Annotated in this window: 9 protein-coding genes; 3 read left to right on the forward strand and 6 right to left on the reverse strand. The window is 52.6% G+C overall.

From position 1 onward, the window contains the following. Positions 1-5: 5 nt before the first annotated feature. The 3 genes from FUA23_RS00595 to FUA23_RS00605 all read right to left on the reverse strand — a co-directional run bounded on the left by FUA23_RS00595 (position 6) and on the right by FUA23_RS00605 (position 5,787). A complete protein-coding gene (locus FUA23_RS00595; protein ID WP_262713683.1) occupies positions 6-896 on the reverse strand; it encodes an RHS repeat-associated core domain-containing protein in 891 nt (296 codons plus the stop codon). Beyond that, positions 896-2,533 (reverse strand): TonB-dependent receptor, encoded by a 1,638-nt coding sequence (locus FUA23_RS00600; protein WP_147928759.1) that lies wholly within the window; start codon positions 2,531-2,533, stop codon positions 896-898. Before FUA23_RS00600 ends, FUA23_RS00595 begins: the two co-directional genes overlap by 1 nt. Positions 2,534-2,628: 95 nt before the next feature. Further along, positions 2,629-5,787, reverse strand: coding sequence for a tetratricopeptide repeat protein (locus tag FUA23_RS00605; RefSeq protein ID WP_147928760.1), 3,159 nt, complete (start codon positions 5,785-5,787; stop codon positions 2,629-2,631). Between the two features lie 354 nt (positions 5,788-6,141). Between FUA23_RS00605 and FUA23_RS00610 the strand changes: the two genes are divergently transcribed. Continuing rightward, entirely contained in the window at positions 6,142-6,717 is a 576-nt protein-coding gene (locus tag FUA23_RS00610) for a YceI family protein (protein WP_147928761.1), read from the forward strand. Between the two features lie 821 nt (positions 6,718-7,538). Here FUA23_RS00610 and fbaA read toward each other — a convergent pair. The 3 genes from fbaA to FUA23_RS00625 all read right to left on the reverse strand — a co-directional run bounded on the left by fbaA (position 7,539) and on the right by FUA23_RS00625 (position 10,745). Beyond that, positions 7,539-8,615 carry a class II fructose-bisphosphate aldolase gene (gene fbaA, locus FUA23_RS00615; RefSeq protein WP_147928762.1) on the reverse strand — a complete coding sequence of 359 codons (1,077 nt, stop codon included), beginning with the start codon at positions 8,613-8,615 and terminating at the stop codon, positions 7,539-7,541. 223 nt (positions 8,616-8,838) lie between these two features. Further along, on the reverse strand, positions 8,839-9,252 hold the full coding sequence (locus FUA23_RS00620; RefSeq protein ID WP_147928763.1) for a DUF1330 domain-containing protein: 414 nt from the start codon (positions 9,250-9,252) through the stop codon (positions 8,839-8,841). A gap of 569 nt (positions 9,253-9,821) precedes the next feature. Next, a complete protein-coding gene (locus FUA23_RS00625; RefSeq protein WP_147928764.1) occupies positions 9,822-10,745 on the reverse strand; it encodes a CPBP family intramembrane glutamic endopeptidase in 924 nt (307 codons plus the stop codon). Positions 10,746-11,077: 332 nt separating this feature from the next. On the opposite strand from FUA23_RS00625, the gene FUA23_RS00630 reads away from it, so the two are divergent. Next, positions 11,078-18,721, forward strand: a complete 7,644-nt coding sequence (locus tag FUA23_RS00630; protein ID WP_187270833.1) for a PKD domain-containing protein — start codon at positions 11,078-11,080, stop codon at positions 18,719-18,721. A gap of 223 nt (positions 18,722-18,944) precedes the next feature. Next, positions 18,945-20,903, forward strand: a complete 1,959-nt coding sequence (locus tag FUA23_RS00635; protein WP_147928766.1) for a glycosyltransferase family 2 protein — start codon at positions 18,945-18,947, stop codon at positions 20,901-20,903. Positions 20,904-21,024: the final 121 nt, after the last annotated feature.

Raw genomic sequence — 21,024 nt, forward strand, 5'->3', positions numbered from 1 at the left:
TTTCCCTATTTGAACTTCCTTATCGGAAGAGTAGCCTGGACTCCTTGATTATTATATATATAAACTCTTCCACCCCCCTTTCCGAAAACGTACCGCACTTGATTTCCCGCGTTACTAACATCTCTTCTAGAAGGGGGCTGACGATACGGTGTTATAGTAGTTGTTCCTGTTGTTGAACCACTACCCATTCCGTCAGAAGGTGTAGAACTACTACTTGTTCCGCTTGGATGAGAATGGAATCTAGTCTTGTCTCCGGGAGTATAACCATCAAAAGTAGCTCCTTCCTGAGGAGTGGTAACCGGTCCAGGTTCTCCTGGAACGACACTACCATCTGGCATCACACTCCCTCCGTACTCACGATTATTCTCCGGTGACGTACCGCCATTTCCATTATCACCACTTACGGCATCAACCATTGCACCACGAGTAGCTTCACCTCCTTCAACTTCAGTTATATCATTATAAATATCGCTACCCTCAAAGGCAGCAGCATTACCAGAGTTGGCTTTGACAAATTTCTTAATTTCTTTTGCCCTTGCCTTACTTAATCCAGCACCCGGCACTCCGTTGAAGTCAGATGTCTGGGTATTTACGACATATACTTTGCCGTCATCTTTACCATCACTTCCTACCTTACCATCGCTTCCTAGCACTTTCCCATTTTCATCTTTTATAATTCCACTTACACTTCTCCCATCAGGATCAATAAAGCTTATTGGGTTGCCTAGAACATAATTGTACGGGCTATAAGGGGCATAACTGCTAGCCAGTGGGTCTATTGAAGTCCATCTCGCCACTGCCGGATCGTAATATCTAGCACCATAGTCATACAGCCCGATGTCCTCCATCAGCTCCTTCCCATTAAACCGATAGCAATATTCCCCCTCCCACCAAATTAGAACTTAGCCGATATTCCAACCAGCAGGTTCAGTCCAATGGTTGGGTACTGCACGAACCGCTCGCGGTTGTTGCCCAAGAGGTTGTTTACCCGCAGCCACGCACTGAAGTTTTCACTGAAACCATATTCACCGTTCAGGTTTAAGTCAACGAGTGCAGAGAGTGTCTGTGCCTCTCCGGCTGCATCTTGGTACGGAAGACCGTTTTCGATGAAGAGGTCTGCTCCGAGGGTGACGTTTTGCTTTTCCAATTTGTACGCGGCACCACCGTTGAGGCTGAAGCTAGGCAGGTGCCATGCCTTCTCCTGATTGTCGAGGCTGTAAAATCGTTGCGCGATGGATGCGTTGACCTGCAGGTTTTCCATTGGCTCCATCGTGCCGGAGGCCTGGAGGGTGAAGATGCTTCCGTCGTCGTAAGTAACCATAAACTGAGGGATGGCCTGGGTGCGGTCAAGCTGAAAGGTAGCCAGGTTGTCCAGGTTTTTGTAACTGGCTTCAGCCCGGTAGGATATTCCGGAAAAAGTACCTTCAACTCCACCGTAAAAACGGGTGTACTCTGAAGTGCGTACGCGCAACCGGGGGCGAACCCAGGGGTTGTAATCACTCAGGCTCCGCAGCGTGTTTTTCTGCAGACTTCCCTCAGCTCCGACGAAGGCGGAGAGCAGGCCGTCGATAATGGGAGCGTTCAGGCTAATGTCCGGGAAAACGTCGAAATCATCGTCCTGGCTGGTCAGGTTCACCCCTATCTTCAGGCGGTAACGCCCGGCAATTGCTGTTGTATAGCTTGGGCTCAGGTAGATGTTGTTTAGCTTCTGGTTGCTGGTGTCTTTATAGGTTGTAAAATCTGCCCGGAGCTTAATATCCAGTGGCTGCTTATCGGAGATCCACTTTGTAGCCTGTACGTTGAGGTCGATATTAGATTCACGTACTGCCGGGTCACCATCCATCAGGTAGAGAGAGACGCCTGCTTTGTAGTCAAAATCGGCAGCCGTCCGTACACCATTGAAGATGTTGGCGTTGATGTCGACAATATTAAAACGCTGGCGAACCTGGTCGTCCGTAAAGCTTGGTGTAGAGTCCGTTTCGATTTCGGGGAAGTTGTATCCATAGTAATACCGGCTCTGCGAAGTGAAATCAGCTCCGCCGCTTACAGCGAAGCCCTGATCGAACAGATAAGTACCGCCTACGCCGAATTTGGTGTCGCTCGATTTCTGGTTTTCTACTTTACCGTTATTGTTGAAACTGTGATGATTGGCGTAGATGCCCAGTTCGGCGTTGTCTACGGTGCTGAGATCGTAGCTTAGGTCACCGTAAAGTGCGCCGGGGAGGCCGACGCCAATACCGATGTAACCATTTTTGCCAGGCTCGGCTTTGTCGCGGGAAACACCACGCGGACGGATAACCGGCGCGGGGTAATCAATCGCAATCGGGCGGTCAACCACGTAGTACTGCTGCTGACGGCGGCTGGTGTCGGCCGCTGGCTTTACGCCTACTACGCGGACGCGGTTAGCGTCAGACAGGCGGGCCTCGAAATTAGAAACAACCGTTACCTCATTATCGTCGAGATCAGTTTGAGCAAAAAAGGTAGTGGTGGCGGTTAAGAACAGTCCGCAAAGAAGAAGGTATTTGGAAAACATAAGTTTGGATAATCTTAAAAGTTAGAAACTAGGGAGCGAAAAACCAGGAAGACAAAATCAGGGGCTGAGTTTTTATTCCTACGGTTCAGTCAGTTCTACTTCCCTCCTCCATTGTCAATTTCAAAACGGTTAGGATCGACCGGGGTGTTGTTGATCCGGCTGCTGGCAGCGATCAGGTTTCGGACTACGGTCAGTCGCTGTTGTGCTTCGGCAACTATTGTGGCATCGCCGTTATAGTTCTCCAGTAGTGCTTCCAGGGCGGCTTCCGAGTTGTAGAGGTTGTCTCCTCCCTGATCTTTCAGGGCGTCGGATAGCACAAGCACTGTCTTCGCAACCCAGTAGGGATAACCGGAACTTTCGCGGTTAGCCTCCAGGGCAAGATCTACCGCTTTAGTCAGTTCGTTGTTGAGGTAAGCAATATTGGCACGCAGATAGCGGGCTTCGGCGGTACGCTCGTCGTCGGAGTTTTCGATAACCTGATTGAGGGCGGGCAGTGCCGTCCGGTAATCGCGGCGGTCGTAGGCGATTTTTGCGATGTAAAAGTTGGCGATCAGACGCTGGGTAGCGGAGGCACCACTGTTGTTGGCCACCTTGGCGGCATAGTCCTCCACACTACGCTGATCGTTTAACTGGTATGCAGACTGCATAGCTCCTACCTGGGCGTCGATCCGGATGTCTTCCGAAGGAGCGGCACCTTCAAGGGCCTGGAAGAGGCGGAACGATCGGTTGTAATCCTTTACGTGGCGGTAGGCGATGAGGCTGCCTTTGTTCAGGGCTGGCAGGTAGTAGCCGCTGGGACCGGAGGTTGCAACTTTTTCAAAATCGGCCAGGGCTTCGCTGTACCGTTGCGCAGCAACGTAACTGTCGCCGCGGAAATAAGTGGCGGCAAGCGCATTCGGGGTGTTGGGGTACTGACGAAGGTAGTCGGTCAGGGCCGATACTGCTCTGTCATAGTTACCATTCTCGTACTGAGAGCGGGCCGCCTGGAAAGTGATCGCCTCGCGACCATCGGCGTTAACTTCCTGCCCGGGAAGGGTTTCGAAGAACTCGAAGAACAGGTCTGGGCGGCCCATCTTGTCGACGTAGATTTCACGAAGGTTCTCTTTGGCCCGCTCCGACTCTTCAGCGGTAGGGTTGTTGCTAAAGACCTGTTTGTAGTAGTTTATCGCAGCTTCCTGGTTGCCGAGGTTGAAGCTGATCAGGCCCAGGTTCAGTAAGCTCTGGTTCACGAGGGGAGAGCTCTGTTTGTAATTACTCACAATGCTCCGCAAAGGCGCCAGGGCTTCCTGAGGACGGTTGAGTTGCTGATATGCTTCAGCTAACTCGAAAAGCGCATCGTCGGCGTATTCACTGTTGGGGTACTGGCTCACCAACTGCTCGAGGTTGAGCACTTTATTGGCCGTACGGCCTCTCAGGCCTTCGATGACTGCTTTTTGGTAAAGCGCGTAAACAAAACCAGAGCTCTGGCGCTGAACAGCATTGTCGTAGTAGCGAGCTGCCTGATCGTACTGGTTACGGCTAAAGTGCGCGTCTCCGGCCCGCAGTACAGCATCGCCGAGTACACGTTCACGCACGTCGGCGTCGGTGATGTAAGGGAGGTTACGCTCAATGCCTTCCACGGCTGCCTTAAAGTAATCCAGTGAAGCAGCAGGGTTTTTCTGTTTGAGGTAGTTGTAGCCCTGCAGGTAGTTGCCGGTGTAGAGGCTGCTCTGCGGGGGAAGGTCCTGAATGCCACGGGCGAGGGTCAGGAACTGGTTGGTAAGGTTGATCGAAGTAGGGTAGTCTTCCTGGCGGTTGGCGAGGTCGGCCAGCCAGTACAGGGCCTGGGCCCGTAAAACCGGGCTCACCGGGCGCTGAAGACTTTTTTCGAAAAGGGTCTTTGCACCTGCGTCATCGCCGTTATTGAGTAGTTCCAGACCACGACTGAAGGCTGCCCGTTGGTAAGATTCCTCGAGCCGGGGGCTGCGGTTGGGTAAGCGTTCCAGCAGTGCCAGCGTACGCTCGTAATCTTCGGTGGTGGCGAACACGTCGCCGAGTAACTCCTGGCCCTGCAGGTAGTACTGGCTGCTGGGATCGATGCTCTGGATCGCCGTTATGGCATCCGCCGGGTAGTTGAGTTCGTAGCTCAGTTTAGCGTAGTTGAAAAGGGCTTCCTGCTGGATCGCCGGGTCGAAATTGAGACGCGAAGCAGTACCAAACGCCAGGCGGGCCGCGTCACCGTTGCGCCGGTTCAGCTCCACGTTGCCAAGGTAGTAGCTGGCCGATTGCCCCACCAGACTGTTCTGAGCCGCAAGCTCGCGGAAAGTCTTTCCGGCAGCCTCGAAATCGTTGAGTTTGTACTGCGTAAAACCGAGTTGGTAGAGTTGCTCCTCTTCCAGTTTGCGATTGTTGCGGGCAAATTCTTCGAGCAGAGGACGCGCACGTGCGTAATCTCCTTTTTCAAAATAAGCCTGGCCAAGCAGCTGGCTCATTTCTTTGCTGTTTTTGATGCGTGGGTTCGAGCCCAGAATCGGTGCAGCGTAGGCGATCAACTCATCGAAGCGGCGCTGCGCAAAGAAGATCTGCGTGAGGTAGTAAGGAATGTAATCGTCGTACTTAGGTGATTTTTCCGCAATCTTGAACTGGCCCACGGCAGCATCGTAGTTACCTTCAAAGAAGTAAATTATACCGAGGTAGTAGTTGGTGGGGTAGTAGAATTCACCCTGGTTGCTTTTGCTGAACTGAAAGTAGCGCTTAGCGGCGGGGAACTTTTTGTTCACAAAGTTGACGTACCCGAGCCGGAAATTCAACTCCGCCCGTTGCTCGGTGGTGAGCAGTTCGGCGGGTACCCGGTTGTAGTAGTCGAGCGCTTTATCGAGCTGGTTGTCGTTGAAATAGTAGTTGGCAATTTCCAGCAGTGCCTCGTTCGCAACGGGGTCGGGCTGGTAGCGCCGCACAAAATCAAGGATGAGTTTCTCGCCCTCCACTTTACCGAGACGAACTGCAATTTTGGCCTGCATCAGTTCGGCTTTCTGGCGCAGTAGCAGTGCCTCCGGCTGTTGCAGGGGTAAAACCATTTCAATCACTTCGCCGTACTCGCGCTGGGCCTTGGCCAGGAGGTTGTCCTGAAAATCAGCTTCCGCCTTCTTATACGTGCGCCAGGCATCGGTATATATGGTGGTGGCCTGACCGCTTACCTGAGCGACAAAACCAATAAGAAAAAGAGCGGACAAAAGGAGCGGAAGCCGGCGTGCCGGTTGGAAAATCTTATGCATGGTGGGTATTCGAATAAAAAAATCAGGCAAGTCGCTTTTCAAAAGTCGACTTTCCGGAGGCAAGATAACGGTTGATCCGCTAACGACCAGAATGGGTTGGTTTAGTACACACCCTGTCCTCAATCGTTAAAATTGAGGCAAATGTTCAGTTTTTTATCGAAATGAGTGAACTGTGTATCGACAATAGATGTATATACATTGAATTTAACGAACGAGAGTTCATCATTTTGAGGCGCGGACGCAGGTGCAGCGCGTGTTTTCCGGGGAGGCCGTTAGCGGCCTTAATCTTCGGTTGTACCGTCCATCGGGTCATAGCTGCCTCAGTTCATTTCAACGATCAAAATTATTTAAACCATGATCAAAGCATTTCTTCTTTTCAGTACCCTGATTTTCGCTACCGCTGTAACGCTGAACGTAGCCGTCGACACCTCTGCAAGTCAGGTAACCTGGAAGGGGTACAAAGTAACCGGTAGCCACGAGGGCACAGTTTCGCTTAAAGAGGGAAGCCTCGATTTTACCGACGGTGTTCTTACCGGAGGGGCTTTCACCATCGATATGGCTTCGCTCAAAGCCACCGATATCACCGGAGAATCCGCCGCCAATCTGGAGGGCCACCTCAAAAGCGATGATTTCTTCGGTACCGAGAGCTTTCCCGTTGCCTCCTTCACGATTACTAAGGTAGTAAGCCGCGGTAGCGTTGGCGATTACCGCGTAACCGGAGACCTGACCATCAAGGGAACCACCAAGACGATTCGCTTCAACACCAAGGTGACCGAAGAAATGGGCAAATACACCGCAAAAGCAGACCTGACCATCGATCGTACCGATTTCGGGGTACGCTACGGCTCAGGTTCTTTCATCGACAACCTTGGTGATAAGACGATCTACGACGAATTCGAACTCGGCATCGTACTGGTGACCAAAAAGTAAGAATTTCTTAACCGCTTACGTTTGGCTTATCCAGTAATCTGATTGCTTTCCCCGAAGGGCGGTCAGAATGATTAGCCTTCTGTTCCAGCGCTTAAGACTATATCGACCGCGTCCGGATAACCACACAGGGTTGTCCGGACGCGGTCGTTATACATTAGCGGGGATCAAATGAGAGGTTAAATACCTGAATCCAGAACAACTTTTATTTTCGTACGTTAACTGGAACATAAAACAGGCTACTCGCCGATAACCTTATCGGTACTTGTTACTACACAAATCAATGAAATCACTGATTTGAATATTCACGGGAGTGTCTGTTTTCGTCTTTTTGGTGGATAGGTCTTTTACAATTTCCAACCAAATTGCTACTTTTGCAGTTCCTTAGCAAACGTTAATCTCGGGACGCGAAAGGATGTTGCAAAAACTAAATGTGTAACTCGCTCGTTAACTGATTGTAACGTGCTTGTTAATTTATAGTTTGCGCGTCATAAATCGGGCTCAGGAAGTAAGATTCCGCTCACATTTATGAACAAACAGTCGCTCTTCGCGACTTTTAATGTTACTAAATTGAATTACTTACGTCTGAAAAATGTCTATTAGTGGAAAAGTTTTTTTGATGAAAACTTTCTATCACTCTAAGGGACAAGACATTAGGTTTTTCATGATATGAATATGGGTTTTAGGTGTTTTTCTAGGAGGGTTCGGACTAAGTCCGGATCCTCTTTTTTTTGGTACATTAGTAATGAACAATGAAGCATCGCCGGGTTACTGGCGCGAAATGCATAACAATACGCGAGCAACCCGGCGGTTCTTCGTTTTCTTTAACCGAGTACGTCGACGCAGTTGAGGTCTTCAAAAGCCTGCTTCAGGCGGGCGGAGAAAGACAACTCAGCTTTACGAACCCAGTTGCGGGGGTCGTAATTCTTCTTGTTCGGCTTGTCGTCGCCTTCGGGATTGCCGATCTGGGCTTGCAGGTAATCCTTCTTTTCGGCTTCGAACTTGCGTACACCGTCCCAGTAAGCCCACTGCAGGTCAGTATCGATATTCATCTTAATGGCGCCGTAATCGATGGCTTCGCGGATTTCCTCCTGGCTGGAACCTGATCCGCCGTGGAAGACAAAATTGATGGGGTTATCGGTTTCGATAGCAAGTTTCTCCTTCAGGTACTCCTGGCTGTTTTTCAGGATTTTCGGGGTGAGCTCAACGTTGCCGGGCTTGTACACGCCGTGAACGTTACCGAAAGCGGCGGCGATGGTAAAGCGGTCGCTGATTTTGCTGAGTGCCTGGTAGCTCTCAAACACTTCTTCGGGCTGGGTGTAGAGCTTGCTGCTGTCTACGCCGGTATTGTCTACTCCGTCTTCTTCTCCGCCGGTAACACCGAGTTCGATTTCGATGGTCATGCCGATTTTCGCCATGCGCTCAAAGTACTTGCTGCTGATCTCGAGGTTTTCTTCCAGGGGCTCTTCGCTGAGGTCAAGCATGTGGCTGGAGTAGAGAGGGAAGCCACGCTTAGCGTAGAACTTCTCGCCTGCGTCGAGCAGTCCGTCGATCCAGGGGAGGAGTTTTTTGGCACAGTGATCGGTATGAAGTACAACCGGAACACCGTAAGCTTCGGCCATTGTGTGAACGTGCATTGCACCGGAGAGGCCGCCGGCGATGGCTGCTTTCTGTCCGTCGTTGCTCATGCCTTTTCCGGCAAAGAAGGCGGCACCACCGTTGCTGAACTGAATGATAACCGGGCTGTTCAGGGCCTTTGCGGTTTCCAGTACGGCGTTTACGGTACTGCTGCTGGTACAGTTTACGGCGGGAATGGCGAATTTGTTTTCGTTGGCGTAACGGAAGAGTTCCGTCACTTCGTCGCCGTGCAGTACTCCGGCGCGGAAAGTTTTCTTAGACATGGTTTGGATATTTTGAAGTTTCGGGGGCGAAGATACACTTTTCCGGGGCGTTGGCCAGCGAGCTGAAATCGGCAGGATATACGGCGTGTGAGCAGGCAGAAAAGTGCCGTTGAGCTATGGTGGATGATGTGTTATTGGAGCCGGAAACCCGTTTGGCCCGTACATTCTCTGGTGGCGGGCACGCAGGTGCAAAGAGGGGATTAAGGAGCACCGCAGACCTGCATTAGCTTTCTGTACCAGGAACGATAGGCAGCAGCCGCGAGTCGGCAAGTGCTGCCGTGCGGTAGGAGAGCGTTTTCAGGTAGCCCTCATTTTGGGCAAATTGCAGAAAAACTTCTTTGGAGGGGTGGCGAACCAGCAGGGCCAGGTCCCACACCTCTTCCTCCGGCCCGATCAGGAAGTGGTCCGCCTGCCCGGAAAAGATGACTTCGGAGCCAACAGCTTCGAGAAAAGGCTTCGTTGCCTCAGTGTATTTCTGGTAAGCTTCGCGGCCGGACATAGGAATGGGTGGCTCCTTGCCCGCGGGGAAGACTGCCGTGTCGCGAAACCGAAGAAGATTAAGCATTACGACGGGGCCGGAGGTATTCCCTCCGAAGAAGCGTGCACCGGCCTGTTGGGTTACGTCGAGATAGCTCATACAGAAACTGGGTTTTAATGAAGCTGGAAGGTACGGTGTGAACGTATATCGTTCTCAGACGAACGATGACCAACCAGACTGGACGAGTTACATACTAGTGGACAAGCCAGCAAATATCGTTACCATCTAGCTTGGTCTTTTGCGCGCTGGCGTCGTTACCAAAACACTTCCGTAGCGACGGCTATGCAAGTGTTTTGTCGCCTAGCCAGCACACAAAATACCTGCGCTACATGGCACGATATTTACTGGCTGGCCCACTAGCATATTGAGCATTGTAAACCGGTGAGGTTTCGAGCGGAGGTGTGTCCCCTCAGGCCGGCGCGTAGGGATGTTTTGAGGTTGTTCCCTTAACAACCAAATGGTTGCTGTCAATTCTTACGAGCGGGAGCGAGAATTATCGTCTCCCCTCTCCGCTGAGCCGGAGGCGAAGCTTGCTGGAGAGGGGCTGAGGTTCCGGGCGGAGCGAGCTAGCATATTTTCAGGTTCAACCTCCCACCAGGGCTTCAACCTGAGCGCTTAACCAGCCTTTGCACCTGCGGCCGCGCCCGGAAATTAGTGTTTTGCCTGCATTATTGGTGGTTGGTGCCTGCCAGAACCTCTTGGTGTCCGTACCTGCTATTGGCCCACCAGCCGATGTAGGAAACCACGATCAGGCTCCCAACGCCCAACCACCATGGGGGCGTCTCGGAAAGTGCTGCGTCGGGGTTGAAATCTCCGGAAACGTACGCGACAACCACCTGAATACCGTTGAACAGCAGGTGTAAACCAACAGGAACCCATAGAGAACGTGACCAGTAATAGGCGTACCCCAGCAAGACACCCAGCAATAATCGGGGGGCAAAGCCCGCAAATTCGAGGTGCATTGCACTGAAGAGAATCGCCGCGAGCCAGATTGCCGCGTGCGGGCTACCGAACCAGGGTTGGAGAATCCGCCTTTGAACCACGCCCCGCAGCAAAAGTTCCTCTCCTACGGCGGGCGTCACGGCGACGGTTATAAAAGTGAGGATGAATTCGGGGACGGCCGGCATGTCGAGAATTCCCTTGAGCAACAAATCCGTATTGTCTTCGTTACGCTGCATCCACTCGGGGAGGGGAACCTGCAGATTTAAATATGCCAGCCAGCCGACAAAAGGCAATGCGCAAACGAAGAAAAATGTGGTGACCGCTACGGAGGTTTTGGGGGGCGAAGTTGCCAGCCCTGCGGCTGGCCACCATTGTTTCCTGTACACAAAAATAAGGGCCAAAACAGCGGTGCCGGCAAAGGGCAGTAAATTACTAAGCAACAGATAGAAACGCAGCCATTGACGGCCGGTTCCGGTAGCTGTCTGACCGGCTATATCTGCCAGGTTGATCAACCCTGCAGAGCTCAGGCCGGAACCCACAATTGCCACCAGCAAAGCCAGTATAAGGAAGGCACCAAGCATGGCCAGAAAGAGCCGGGCCGGTCTTTCCGGAACGGTGATTGTTCTATAATAGGAGGGGAGTGGTTTCATAAATGAAGACTAAAGATGTATTTTGCGGTCAATTACTGGGCTAAAATGAATTTTTACCCATTTTTATTTTTATCAATCGTAGCGCAAACAGCGCAAGATTCACTTTCGTACTCAGGTCCTAAACTAGCTAAGCTTTCACCACTAAAAAGTTCTGGTAACACCTAAATATACACACAACCCGTTCGACCCTGGTTCGAATGTTGATTTTGCTTTGTTTCTACACAGTGTTATTGTTAATGTCATTTCTATATAAGGTTTTAACCTTTCTACTAATTCTAACCAGTTGCAGCAATTTGGCTCACGCTCAGTGTACTGATGCAAACACTGGTTCGATGACCTACGATGGTTTTGATTTTGCGGATCGGCCCAGCACTTACTATGCGGAAGGAGATTCCGTTGAGCTGTGTTTCTCGCTTGATAATCAATTTCAGACGCCCGATGCGGAATGGGTTCATGCCGTTCTTATCGCATCGGTTGGTCCAGGCTTCAAGTTCGGCTCTGTCGTCCCTTCCGGCCCGCCGCCAACTGCCTGTCGCCCTGCGGGAAACTGGGCTTTTTACGATACGTGGTCGCGGTGTATGACGAACTGCCCTACCACATCTACTTTCTATAATGGTTATGCTTTCGATAGTTCGGAGGGTACCGGTGAAAGTTGTGGAGACCCGGGTGTACTCGATGGAGATCCCGGTAATAACTATGGTGACGGACCCGGGAACTGTGGTCTGGTCTTCTGCTGGAAAGTCGAAGTTGTCGACGCGGGTGGGGTGCCTGCAGCCGATGCGTATTCCGTACAGGTACGGGTACTTGCTGATGGCGTTTCCGGTGGGTACTCAGGTGGCCAGGGTGGGTTTTGTCGTTCACCCTGTACAGACCTGCCCGACATTTGTTTCCCCGAAATCGGGGAGGTAGACACCAGAGTACTTAACGAACCATGCCCGGGTGAAAACTTCAACCTCGAAGCATTCTTCCCCGGCGGCGGCAATTTTAACGGCCTCGATGTTATTTGGCAGGATGCCGTTTCTGGCTCTGTGGTTGCTATGGGCCAGTTCGCCAGCCTTCCGGAGGGTAATTATACCGTGTCCGTATCCCGCCCGGGGTGTGCTTCACAAGCAGTGGATGTTGTTCTCGACCTGACGATTCCCGTACTGGAATACATGGGCCCCCCGGACGGAGAGTTCTTCTGTCACGGAGAACCCATTGACATGAGTATTACGGTAACCAACGCAACGGTAAACTCCATCATCTGGACGCTGGACGGTACTCCGGTGAGCAATGGTAATTCATATTCCATAGCAGAAGCGACCGCAGCCGATGGTGGCGAATACAGTATCAACGTAAATTACGGAGATGGTTGTGACACTGCTTTCGTACTTGACCTGTTCGTTGGGGATAACGTTCTGCTGGACATCACACCCTACGATACTGCTTACTGTGAGTTCGATATCATAACCTTCACCGCTGCACAGACCAACGGGATGCCCATCCCCAACGACTGGACGATGACCTGGGATGGCGGAGTAGGAAGTGGACCCACCTATACATTTTCAGCCTTCGGAAACGGACCTCAGATTGCAGTACTGGAGGTAATTGACGGTGATGGCTGTGTTTTTCAGTTCGATCATCCGTATACAGTTAACGCACTCCCCGAGGTTTCCATCGATCCCGTAGAACAGAGTATCTGCTCGGGGCAGACCGCAACGGTTGTCGCGACGCCAATTTCCGGAACGCCTCCTTTCAGCTATGTCTGGGGGCCGGAGAACATCGTCACGGGAGATACTTATACCGTCGAGCCTCCCTACACCTTACAGATGGTTGACTTCGATGTATCCATCACCGATGCCAACGGATGTATCAATTACAGTGAATTGGGCTCCGTATTTCTGAGCGCTCCGCCGGTTCGCCCGAGCCTGAGCTGTATACCTGTTTGTGTCAGCGAAATACGCTTTAACTGGACCCAATCGGGGGCAAGCTTCTTCCAACTATACGCCAGGATCAATTTCGGCCCCGAAATGCTCATCGAGGATAATTACACCGATCTGGAGTATCTTTTCACCGGTCTGAATCCCGGGGATATGGTGGAATTACGTGTCGTCCCCTTCGCCGGGGACGCAGTAAACAACTGTGAGGGGCCGGACCGGTCCAGGTCATGTGATACACCTCTGTTTTCCACACCAGGTTTTGTGGTCGATTTTCCCGACCCTGTTTGTACCGAAGATGGTGGCAGCTCTATCGAACTCGGGATTTCCGCTGGCGAAGAAGGTACTTTTGTCATGAATTCAGTCTCTTTAGGCCTTACGGACAGCCTGGCGGACGCAGATGGTTCCACTACTATTCTGATTCCTGGCCTGCCGGCGGGAACCAACTCTCAGGTTCATACGGTTGATATCGCCTACGAAGGCGTTGGTGGCCGCTGTCCTTCTGATACAACCATCCAGATTACTGCGGTTCGTGCTCCGGAAGCTGAATTTTCGCTGGATGCTATTTCGGTCTGTGGTAATTCTGCTGATTTTACAGCGACCCTCACCACGCCAGCTACCGTTACGGATGTGTACGACCTTCAGCTGGAAAACCCGGCCGTTGGGAGCGTAGCCTCCGGTGGCCTCGGCACCTGGGATATCACCATCGACTCGGTGGGTACTCATACCCTGGTGCTGACTACCCAAAATGCTTTGGACGCAGCCTGTGTCGATACCTTCAGGGCCCAGGTTACCCTCGTTGCACCATTGCCCGCCCCCGTCATTCAGTGTGGTTCTGTAGGGCTGGACTTCGTAACGTTCATCTGGAACGACACGGGCCACGACAGTTACACGGTCAATGAGATTGATATTCCTGCCGGAGGTGTGGTTACCCGCAACGGAAACTCAGTATCGGTTACCAACCTCAGTGTTGATGATGTCGTGATGATTTCCGTAACGGGAGTATCGGCCGGCTGTCCGGATGTAGTTTCCGAAATTGCGTCCTGTGTGGCTGAATCTTGTCCGGATATCACCCTTTCGATTGATGATCCGGGAACTTTCTGCGAAAGCGTAGATCAGGACATCGACTTCACCGTTACGGCTCAGGGCAGTGACGGATCGGGAATTCTGAGCTGGCAAATCGACGGTGCTCCGTTCTCGGGCACATTCAATCCTTCGGTCTTAGGGGCTGGCAGCTATACCATAGATGCGCTGCTCGACGAAGGCTGTGATTTCCGTGCATCTATTCAACTGGTGATCAATCCGGTACCGTCCTCTGCTTTTGACTTGCCCGACGGTCCGATTTGTATCAATACGGAAGTTTTGGGCGCGGTCGCAGGTGCAGCGCAAGCCGGTTTCACGTACGAATTCTCGGCGCCAGGTGCAGTCACTTCACCCGGAGCAGATGATGCCTCTATGAACTTCAGTTGGACAACTCCGGGACGGAAATACGTCTCTCTCACCGTCACTTCAGACGAGGGCTGTATCGGTGAAACCTTTACTGACAGCATCGACGTAGCTACTCCGTTAATAACTCCCGTAGTACAGTGTGACACTGTAGATATGGAATTCGTTGTCTTCTCCTGGCCCAACCAGATGGATGCAGATAGTTTTGCCATTTCAATTGATGGAGGACCTGTCTTCTTCCAGGATTCCACCACCCTGTACGTTGGTGGTCTTGGCGTCGGACAGACTGTCGGCATCAGCGTACAAGCCATTGGCGAAGGGCCTTGTGCCCTGCCCGCTGCGGGCACGGGAAGTTGTACCACGGTGTCCTGTCCTTCACTCACGATTACTCCTCCTGCCGATACCACATTTTGTTCTATGGACGGACCGCTTCAATACCCGCTTACTGCCATCATAACCGGGGACAACGGAGCCGGAATGGTTACGTTTTCCGGCGGCCCTGGTGTGATTCAGGTAGGAAACGACTACTTTTTTGATATCGACTCTGCTGGTGTCGGGGAGCATTTAATTACGGTAGACTTCGAAGAAGGGATGTGCATGGGGTCAGAGACTTTTACCTATACCGTAACCCAAACCCCTACGAGTGATTTCACCGTAAACGGTTCTACCTCCGGAGTAATAGACGTTTGTGTTGGTGAGTCCTTTAGTGTCGAATACACCGGAAACATGACCGCTCAGGACAGTGCCACTTTCTGCTGGACATACACGCCTGATGACCAACTGCCAACCCCAATCGACACTTTCGGTTTCGAATCGCACAATTGTATGTACCAAATGGCAGGAACCTACAGGATCTGCCTTGAGGTGAAACTAGACAGTTGTACCAGCGAGATGACCTGTTTCGATATCGTTTGCAGCGCACCGCCGGAGGCACCGGTAGTAGACTGTTCTCCGGTTGATCTGAATTCGATTCTCTTCACCTGGAACGCAGTAGCTAATGCATCGGGTTACCTCCTGACCTTCGATGATGGCTCGACGACGACAACTACCGACCTTGAGTACACTGCAACCGGTCTGCAGCCCGGAGAATCCTTCGGCTTGGAAGTGGTTGCTATTTCAAGTAACCAGTGTGGAGACAGCCCGTCATCAGGACGGATGGAATGTAGTTCTGAACCTTGTCCGTCGCTTACTGCGGATCTCTCCTCCGTACCGGAACAAATCTGTATTCTCGATGGTGACGAGACCATCGCTCTTACTGACATAGTGGTTACCGGAGGCCTTGGTACGGGTAACTTTACCTTCAACGGTGCCGGAGTTGTCAATGATACCTTTTATGCCGCTACGGTGCCTTATAACGAAGCGGGGACGACTTATACCATTTCGATGATGTACGGGGAGGCAGGCCCTTGTCCGCTGGACACGACTTTCGATATCACGGTCTTCCGCCGTCCGATGGCTTTCTTCACCGATCCCGGAGCACAGTGTCTGGGTGATACAACATTGGTACGGGTTGGTAGTACCAACTTCGTCGCCAACAACGATGTGAGGACCAACTTTGCCGATGGTACGATAATTCCCGACGGAGACCCCGACGATACAGAGTATCTGATTGTATTCCCTACTGCGGGTACCAGAACGATTACCGCCACCGTAATCAGCAATATCAGCGGTTGCCCCAGCGAGGAGGTGACGCTTGATATCGAAGTCATTGCACCGCTACCTGCGCCTGCTTTGGTTTGTGGCACGGCGACGCTTGAAACGGTAGAAGTTACCTGGGCCGACATCCCCGGTGCTACCGGTTACGTGGTAACAACCAGCAACGAACAGAGTGAAACCCTGCCGGCCGGTTCTACCTCCTATACTGCTGTCAACCTCCTGCCGTCTACGGATGTAACCTTTACCGTTAATGCATTAGGCGATGCACCGTGTGGTGATGGCCCGGTACAAACTTTGATTTGCCGGACAATGGATTGCCCCGGAGGAGTAGTCCAGTCCGATACACCCGCCGGCAGTCAGTGTCTTGACGGAACGGAATCGGCGATCCTGCTGGAAGCCAGCCTTACTTCGGGTGATCCGTTCAACGGAACCGTCGCTTGGTCAGGAACAGGAGTTGTCGACAACGGCGATGGCACCTTCAGCTTTGATCCCACAGGGCTCGCTGCCGGAGACTACACCGCAACCGTCAACTACGACGGACCGGCCAATTGTGACTCCGAAGCCAGTGTTGTCCTCACCCTTTTCGATGTACCCGTAATCGGTTTTAACGCGATGCCCGCACAACTGTGCGAGGGCGAAGAGTTCAATATCTTCTTCACGGGGACCGCCGAAACGGGCGATGAATTTGTCTGGGATTTCGACGGTGCAGTGGTGAACGACCTTAACGATGAAAGTTACCTTGTACGCTGGGATACTCCCGGCCTTCATATGGTTTCCCTGACGGTAAACGGTAACTGTTCTGCCTCCGCAGACTTCGAAATAGACATCACACCTACCCTGGAAGCTCCGCTGGTGAACTGTACCCGCCAGGACCTGGACGGCGTGCTCTTTACCTGGGCCGATGTGCCGGCAGCCTCTGAAGGCTACCGCGTGAGTGTGAACGGAGGCCCCTACGGTTCGGTGCAGGACTCTACCAGTTTCTACGTAGGAGATCTTGACTTCGGTGAAAACGTCACGATTAATGTAATCTCGGTACGGAGCGGAACCAACTGTGACCAGAGTGCACCCAGCACAGCGGTAGACTGTGCCGCACGTGAATGTCCGGACGTAACCTTTGCACCCGCTGCATCGCAAACGGTATTCTGCGACGATGAAACGGAACCCGTAATACTTAGCGCCAACCTGGCCGGCGACGACGGAACCGGAGACCTTGAATGGACCGGAAACGGTGTTGTCAATAATAACGGAGAGTTCTCCTTTGATCCGGTCATGGCCGGTGTGGGAACCCATACACTAACCGTCACTTACGTTCAGGAAGCCCTTTGTTCTTACTCCGAAACCATGGAAATGACGGTAAACGCCACCCCTGCTGTTGCGATCACTCAGGGAGCCAACATTACCTGTACCGGAACCATGGTTACCTTCAGCCTCGATGGTACACGCGATCCGGAAACTGAATATAGTTTCGAATTTGGCAACGCAACAGTAAGCGATCTCGGTAATGAGAACTACGAAGTTTCTTACTCCGCAGGAGGAACGTACACCGTTACCCTTACTGCAGAACGCAACGGATGTATGAACACGGCGACCACGACAATTGCGGTCGAAGAGGAAGTGTCGGCTGGTACTCCGGTCAGCGGAGCCCTCGATATCTGCGCCGGTACAAGTGAATTGATAGACCTGTCTTCCAGAGTAGTTAACGCAACAGAAGGCGGTACCTGGTCGACTACCTCCGGTGGCGTACCTAACGGCAACCTCAACGCAACGACCGGTAGCCTCAACCCCGGCGGTTTGGCTGCAGGTTCGTACACCTTCGCCTACACGGTAGACGGTGGAAGCTGCCCCGAAGACGTCGCCGAAGTAACCGTTAACCTGCTCGCTGCACCAATTGCTGATGCCGGGCCGGGGCAACGTCTCACCTGTAACATGGGGATGGTCAGCCTCGACGGATCCAACTCAGAATCCGGCGACGGATACACTTACCTCTGGACCAGCGAAGACCCCAATGTCATAATCACCGATGCCGACCAGCAAATGATCGACGTTGGTCAACCCGGCGTTTACCAACTGCGTGTAACCAATGCCATTGGTTGTTCTGCGGTAAGTGAAGTAACCGTGACCGCAGAAACCGAGGCTCCGGTTATGGAGCTGGAGGTAAGTAACATTACCTGTTTTGCGTCCGACAACGGTGCCATCAGTGTGACGAATGTCAGCGGCGGACGACCTCCTTACACTTACCGACTCAACGGTGAAGACCGTGGGCAGTCCACTCTTTTTGCCAACCTGGAACCCGGTTCGCACGACGTGCAGATTACGGATGCGAACGGCTGTTTCAGTAACGTCATCCTTGACCTGACACAGCCCGACGAGCTCACGGTCCGGCTTCAGTTCCCGGGTGACAGTACCTCAACCACCGCAGGAACAGAGATCTTTATCACGGCTAGCGTAAACGGTGGCAACTCGCTGGATACTTTGATCTGGCAGCCCGACAGTGTAACCGTTGGTGACGGACAGAATGGTATCCGCTTCATCGCCAACGAGACCCAGATGATTTCCGTAACGGTAGTGGACGAACTGGGCTGTACGGCGACGGACCAGATGATGCTGCTCGTGCGCCGTGATCGTCCGGTTTACTTCCCGACGGCCTTTAGCCCGAACGGTGACAACATCAACGACATCTTCTTCATCGGTGGCGATCTGGATCAGATCGACTACATCAGTAACTTCCTCATTTTCGATCGTTGGGGCGAAGCCGTTTACACCGGCCCGCAAAACCGAACCGACGGAATGGGAGGAACGGTCGGAGAAGGCTTCCTGCCCAACGACCCAGCCTTCGGCTGGGATGGTACATTGAATGGCAAGACGATGAACCCTCAGGTTCTGGTGTATACCGCAACGGTTCACTTCTCCGACGGAGAGGTAATCGTGTACAAGGGAGATTTCGTGCTGATGCGCTAAATCGCTCAGGAAAAGGGAGAATATACCGATTCCACGACGTGTACCGCCGGTTTCCGTAAAGGAAACCGGCGGTTCGCTTTACCAGACGGCCTTTCCAACCTTCCCGGCACCTGCGTGCGCGCCTCCGGGACCTGCACCGGATAAATATCCGGAACCGGTAGTACAGGGGGCAAACAGACCGAAGCAACGGCGATTATTTGATGGTTTGACTACCTTCGTCCCTATGGACTTATCCATCGTCATTGTAAACTACAACGTGCGCTACTTTTTGGAGCAGGCACTACTCAGCGTGGAGCGGGCCATCGTTGGCCTGGAGACTGAAGTCTGGGTTGTAGACAACAATTCTGCCGACGCATCGGTGGAGATGGTCCGGGAACGCTTCCCCTGGGTACGGGTAATTGCGAACAAGCACAATCCCGGCTTCAGTATCGCTAATAACCAGGCCATCCGGAAGGCAACCGGGAAGTACGTTTTGTTGCTGAATCCCGATACGGTGGTGGAAGAAGACACCTTCCGGCGCTGCTATGATTTTATGGAAGAACACCCTGACGGCGGTGGTCTCGGGGTTCGGATGATCGACGGAAGGGGGCGTTTTTTGCCCGAAAGTAAACGTGGCCTGCCGACGCCCTGGGTAGCTTTCACCAAAGCATTCGGGCTGGCCCGCTTGTTCCCGAAATCCAAACGTTTCGGGCATTACCATCTCAGGTACCTTGCTGAAAATGAGATACATGAGATAGAAATACTGTCGGGTGCATTCATGTGGATGCGGCGCAAAGCATTGGACGAAGTCGGGCTGCTCGACGAAGACTATTTCATGTACGGTGAAGACATCGACCTTTCTTACCGCCTGCTTAAAGGCGGCTATAAAAACTATTACCTGCCCACCACCAACATCATCCACTATAAGGGCGAAAGCACGAAGCGGGGCAGCCTTAACTACGTCCGGGTTTTCTATCAGGCCATGATCATTTTTGCGCGCAAGCATTTTGCGGGCGCAGACGCAGGTGCGATGATCGGTTTGATGCGACTCGGTATTTACCTCAGGGCGGTCCTCACCGTAGTGGCTAATATATGGCGGGCACTGAAATTCCCCTTACTGGATGGCGTGGGCATTTATCTGGGCCTCTTACTCTTGAAGTCACTCTGGTCGGAGTACCATTTCGATGACCTCAACTACTTTCCGGAGCACATCAACTACCTCCACTTCCCGGCTTACACTTTACTCTGGACCGGCAGCATTTTTCTGGGTGGTGGCTACGATAAACCCTTCGATTTCGGTCGCCTGCTCAGGAGCCTTGGCATCGGGACCCTATTGCTCTTCGCCGTATACGGGCTACTGCCCGAAGACCTCCGCCCAAGCCGCGCCTTATTGCTCCTCGGGGCCGCCTGGGCGGCGACCTGGACGTGTCTGGTCCGGGTGGGGGCTCACCTGCTTCAGCACGGCCATCTCAGGGTTGCGAGCGAATCAGATCAGCGCCTGCTCATCATCGGTAGTCAGGAAGAGACCGAACGAACGCTTAGCCTGTTGCAGCGGGCTGGAGTGCGGCGCAACTACCTCGGAAGAATCGCACCCGGAACCGTAGCTGGTGGGCAGGTCGCCGAAACCAACCACGTTGGGCGTACCGACCAACTCGAAGAACTGGCGAGTATATACCGCGCCGATGAGATAATCTTTTGTTCGGCCGATCTGAGCATGGAGTCCATTCAGCGGTGGATGAGCCGGCTTGGTCCAACGCTCGAATACCGGATTCTCCCCGAAGCCAGTAGCAGTATCATCGGTAGTCATCGTTCTGATCAGAGAGGCACCCTTTACACCATCAACGCAAACCTCCGGATCGATGAGGCCAGCAACCGACGGGCAAAATGGCTTTTCGATAAGGGAACCTCTCTGCTGATGATTGTTCTCTTTCCTGTTCTCATCTGGTTGGTCAAAAATAAAGGTGCATTTGCAGGGAACTGTTTCCGGGTACTTACGGGAGGCAGAAGTTGGGTCGGCTACGCACTTCCTGACCCGAAACTGGACGCCCTGCCCGTGCTGAGGCCGGCTGTTTTCTCTCCGGCTACGGGCACGGGAGTTACCGATCCGGCTACACTGCATCAGGTCAACTTTCTCTACGCGCGGGATTACTCGGTCGGCGAAGACTGGAGGTTGCTCCTGCACGGAATATTTAAGGGGGATTAGAGTGTAGTAATCTGCCATTCACCACCCTAAAGCCACCGTTCCCTAAGCCTGTCCTGTTCTTAACATTTCTTTGGGCAATTTTTAGGCATCTTATGGAGCTAAATAGACAACCGATTTACCC

This window comes from Neolewinella aurantiaca (genome assembly GCF_008014675.1).
GTDB classification, from domain to species: domain Bacteria; phylum Bacteroidota; class Bacteroidia; order Chitinophagales; family Saprospiraceae; genus Neolewinella; species Neolewinella aurantiaca.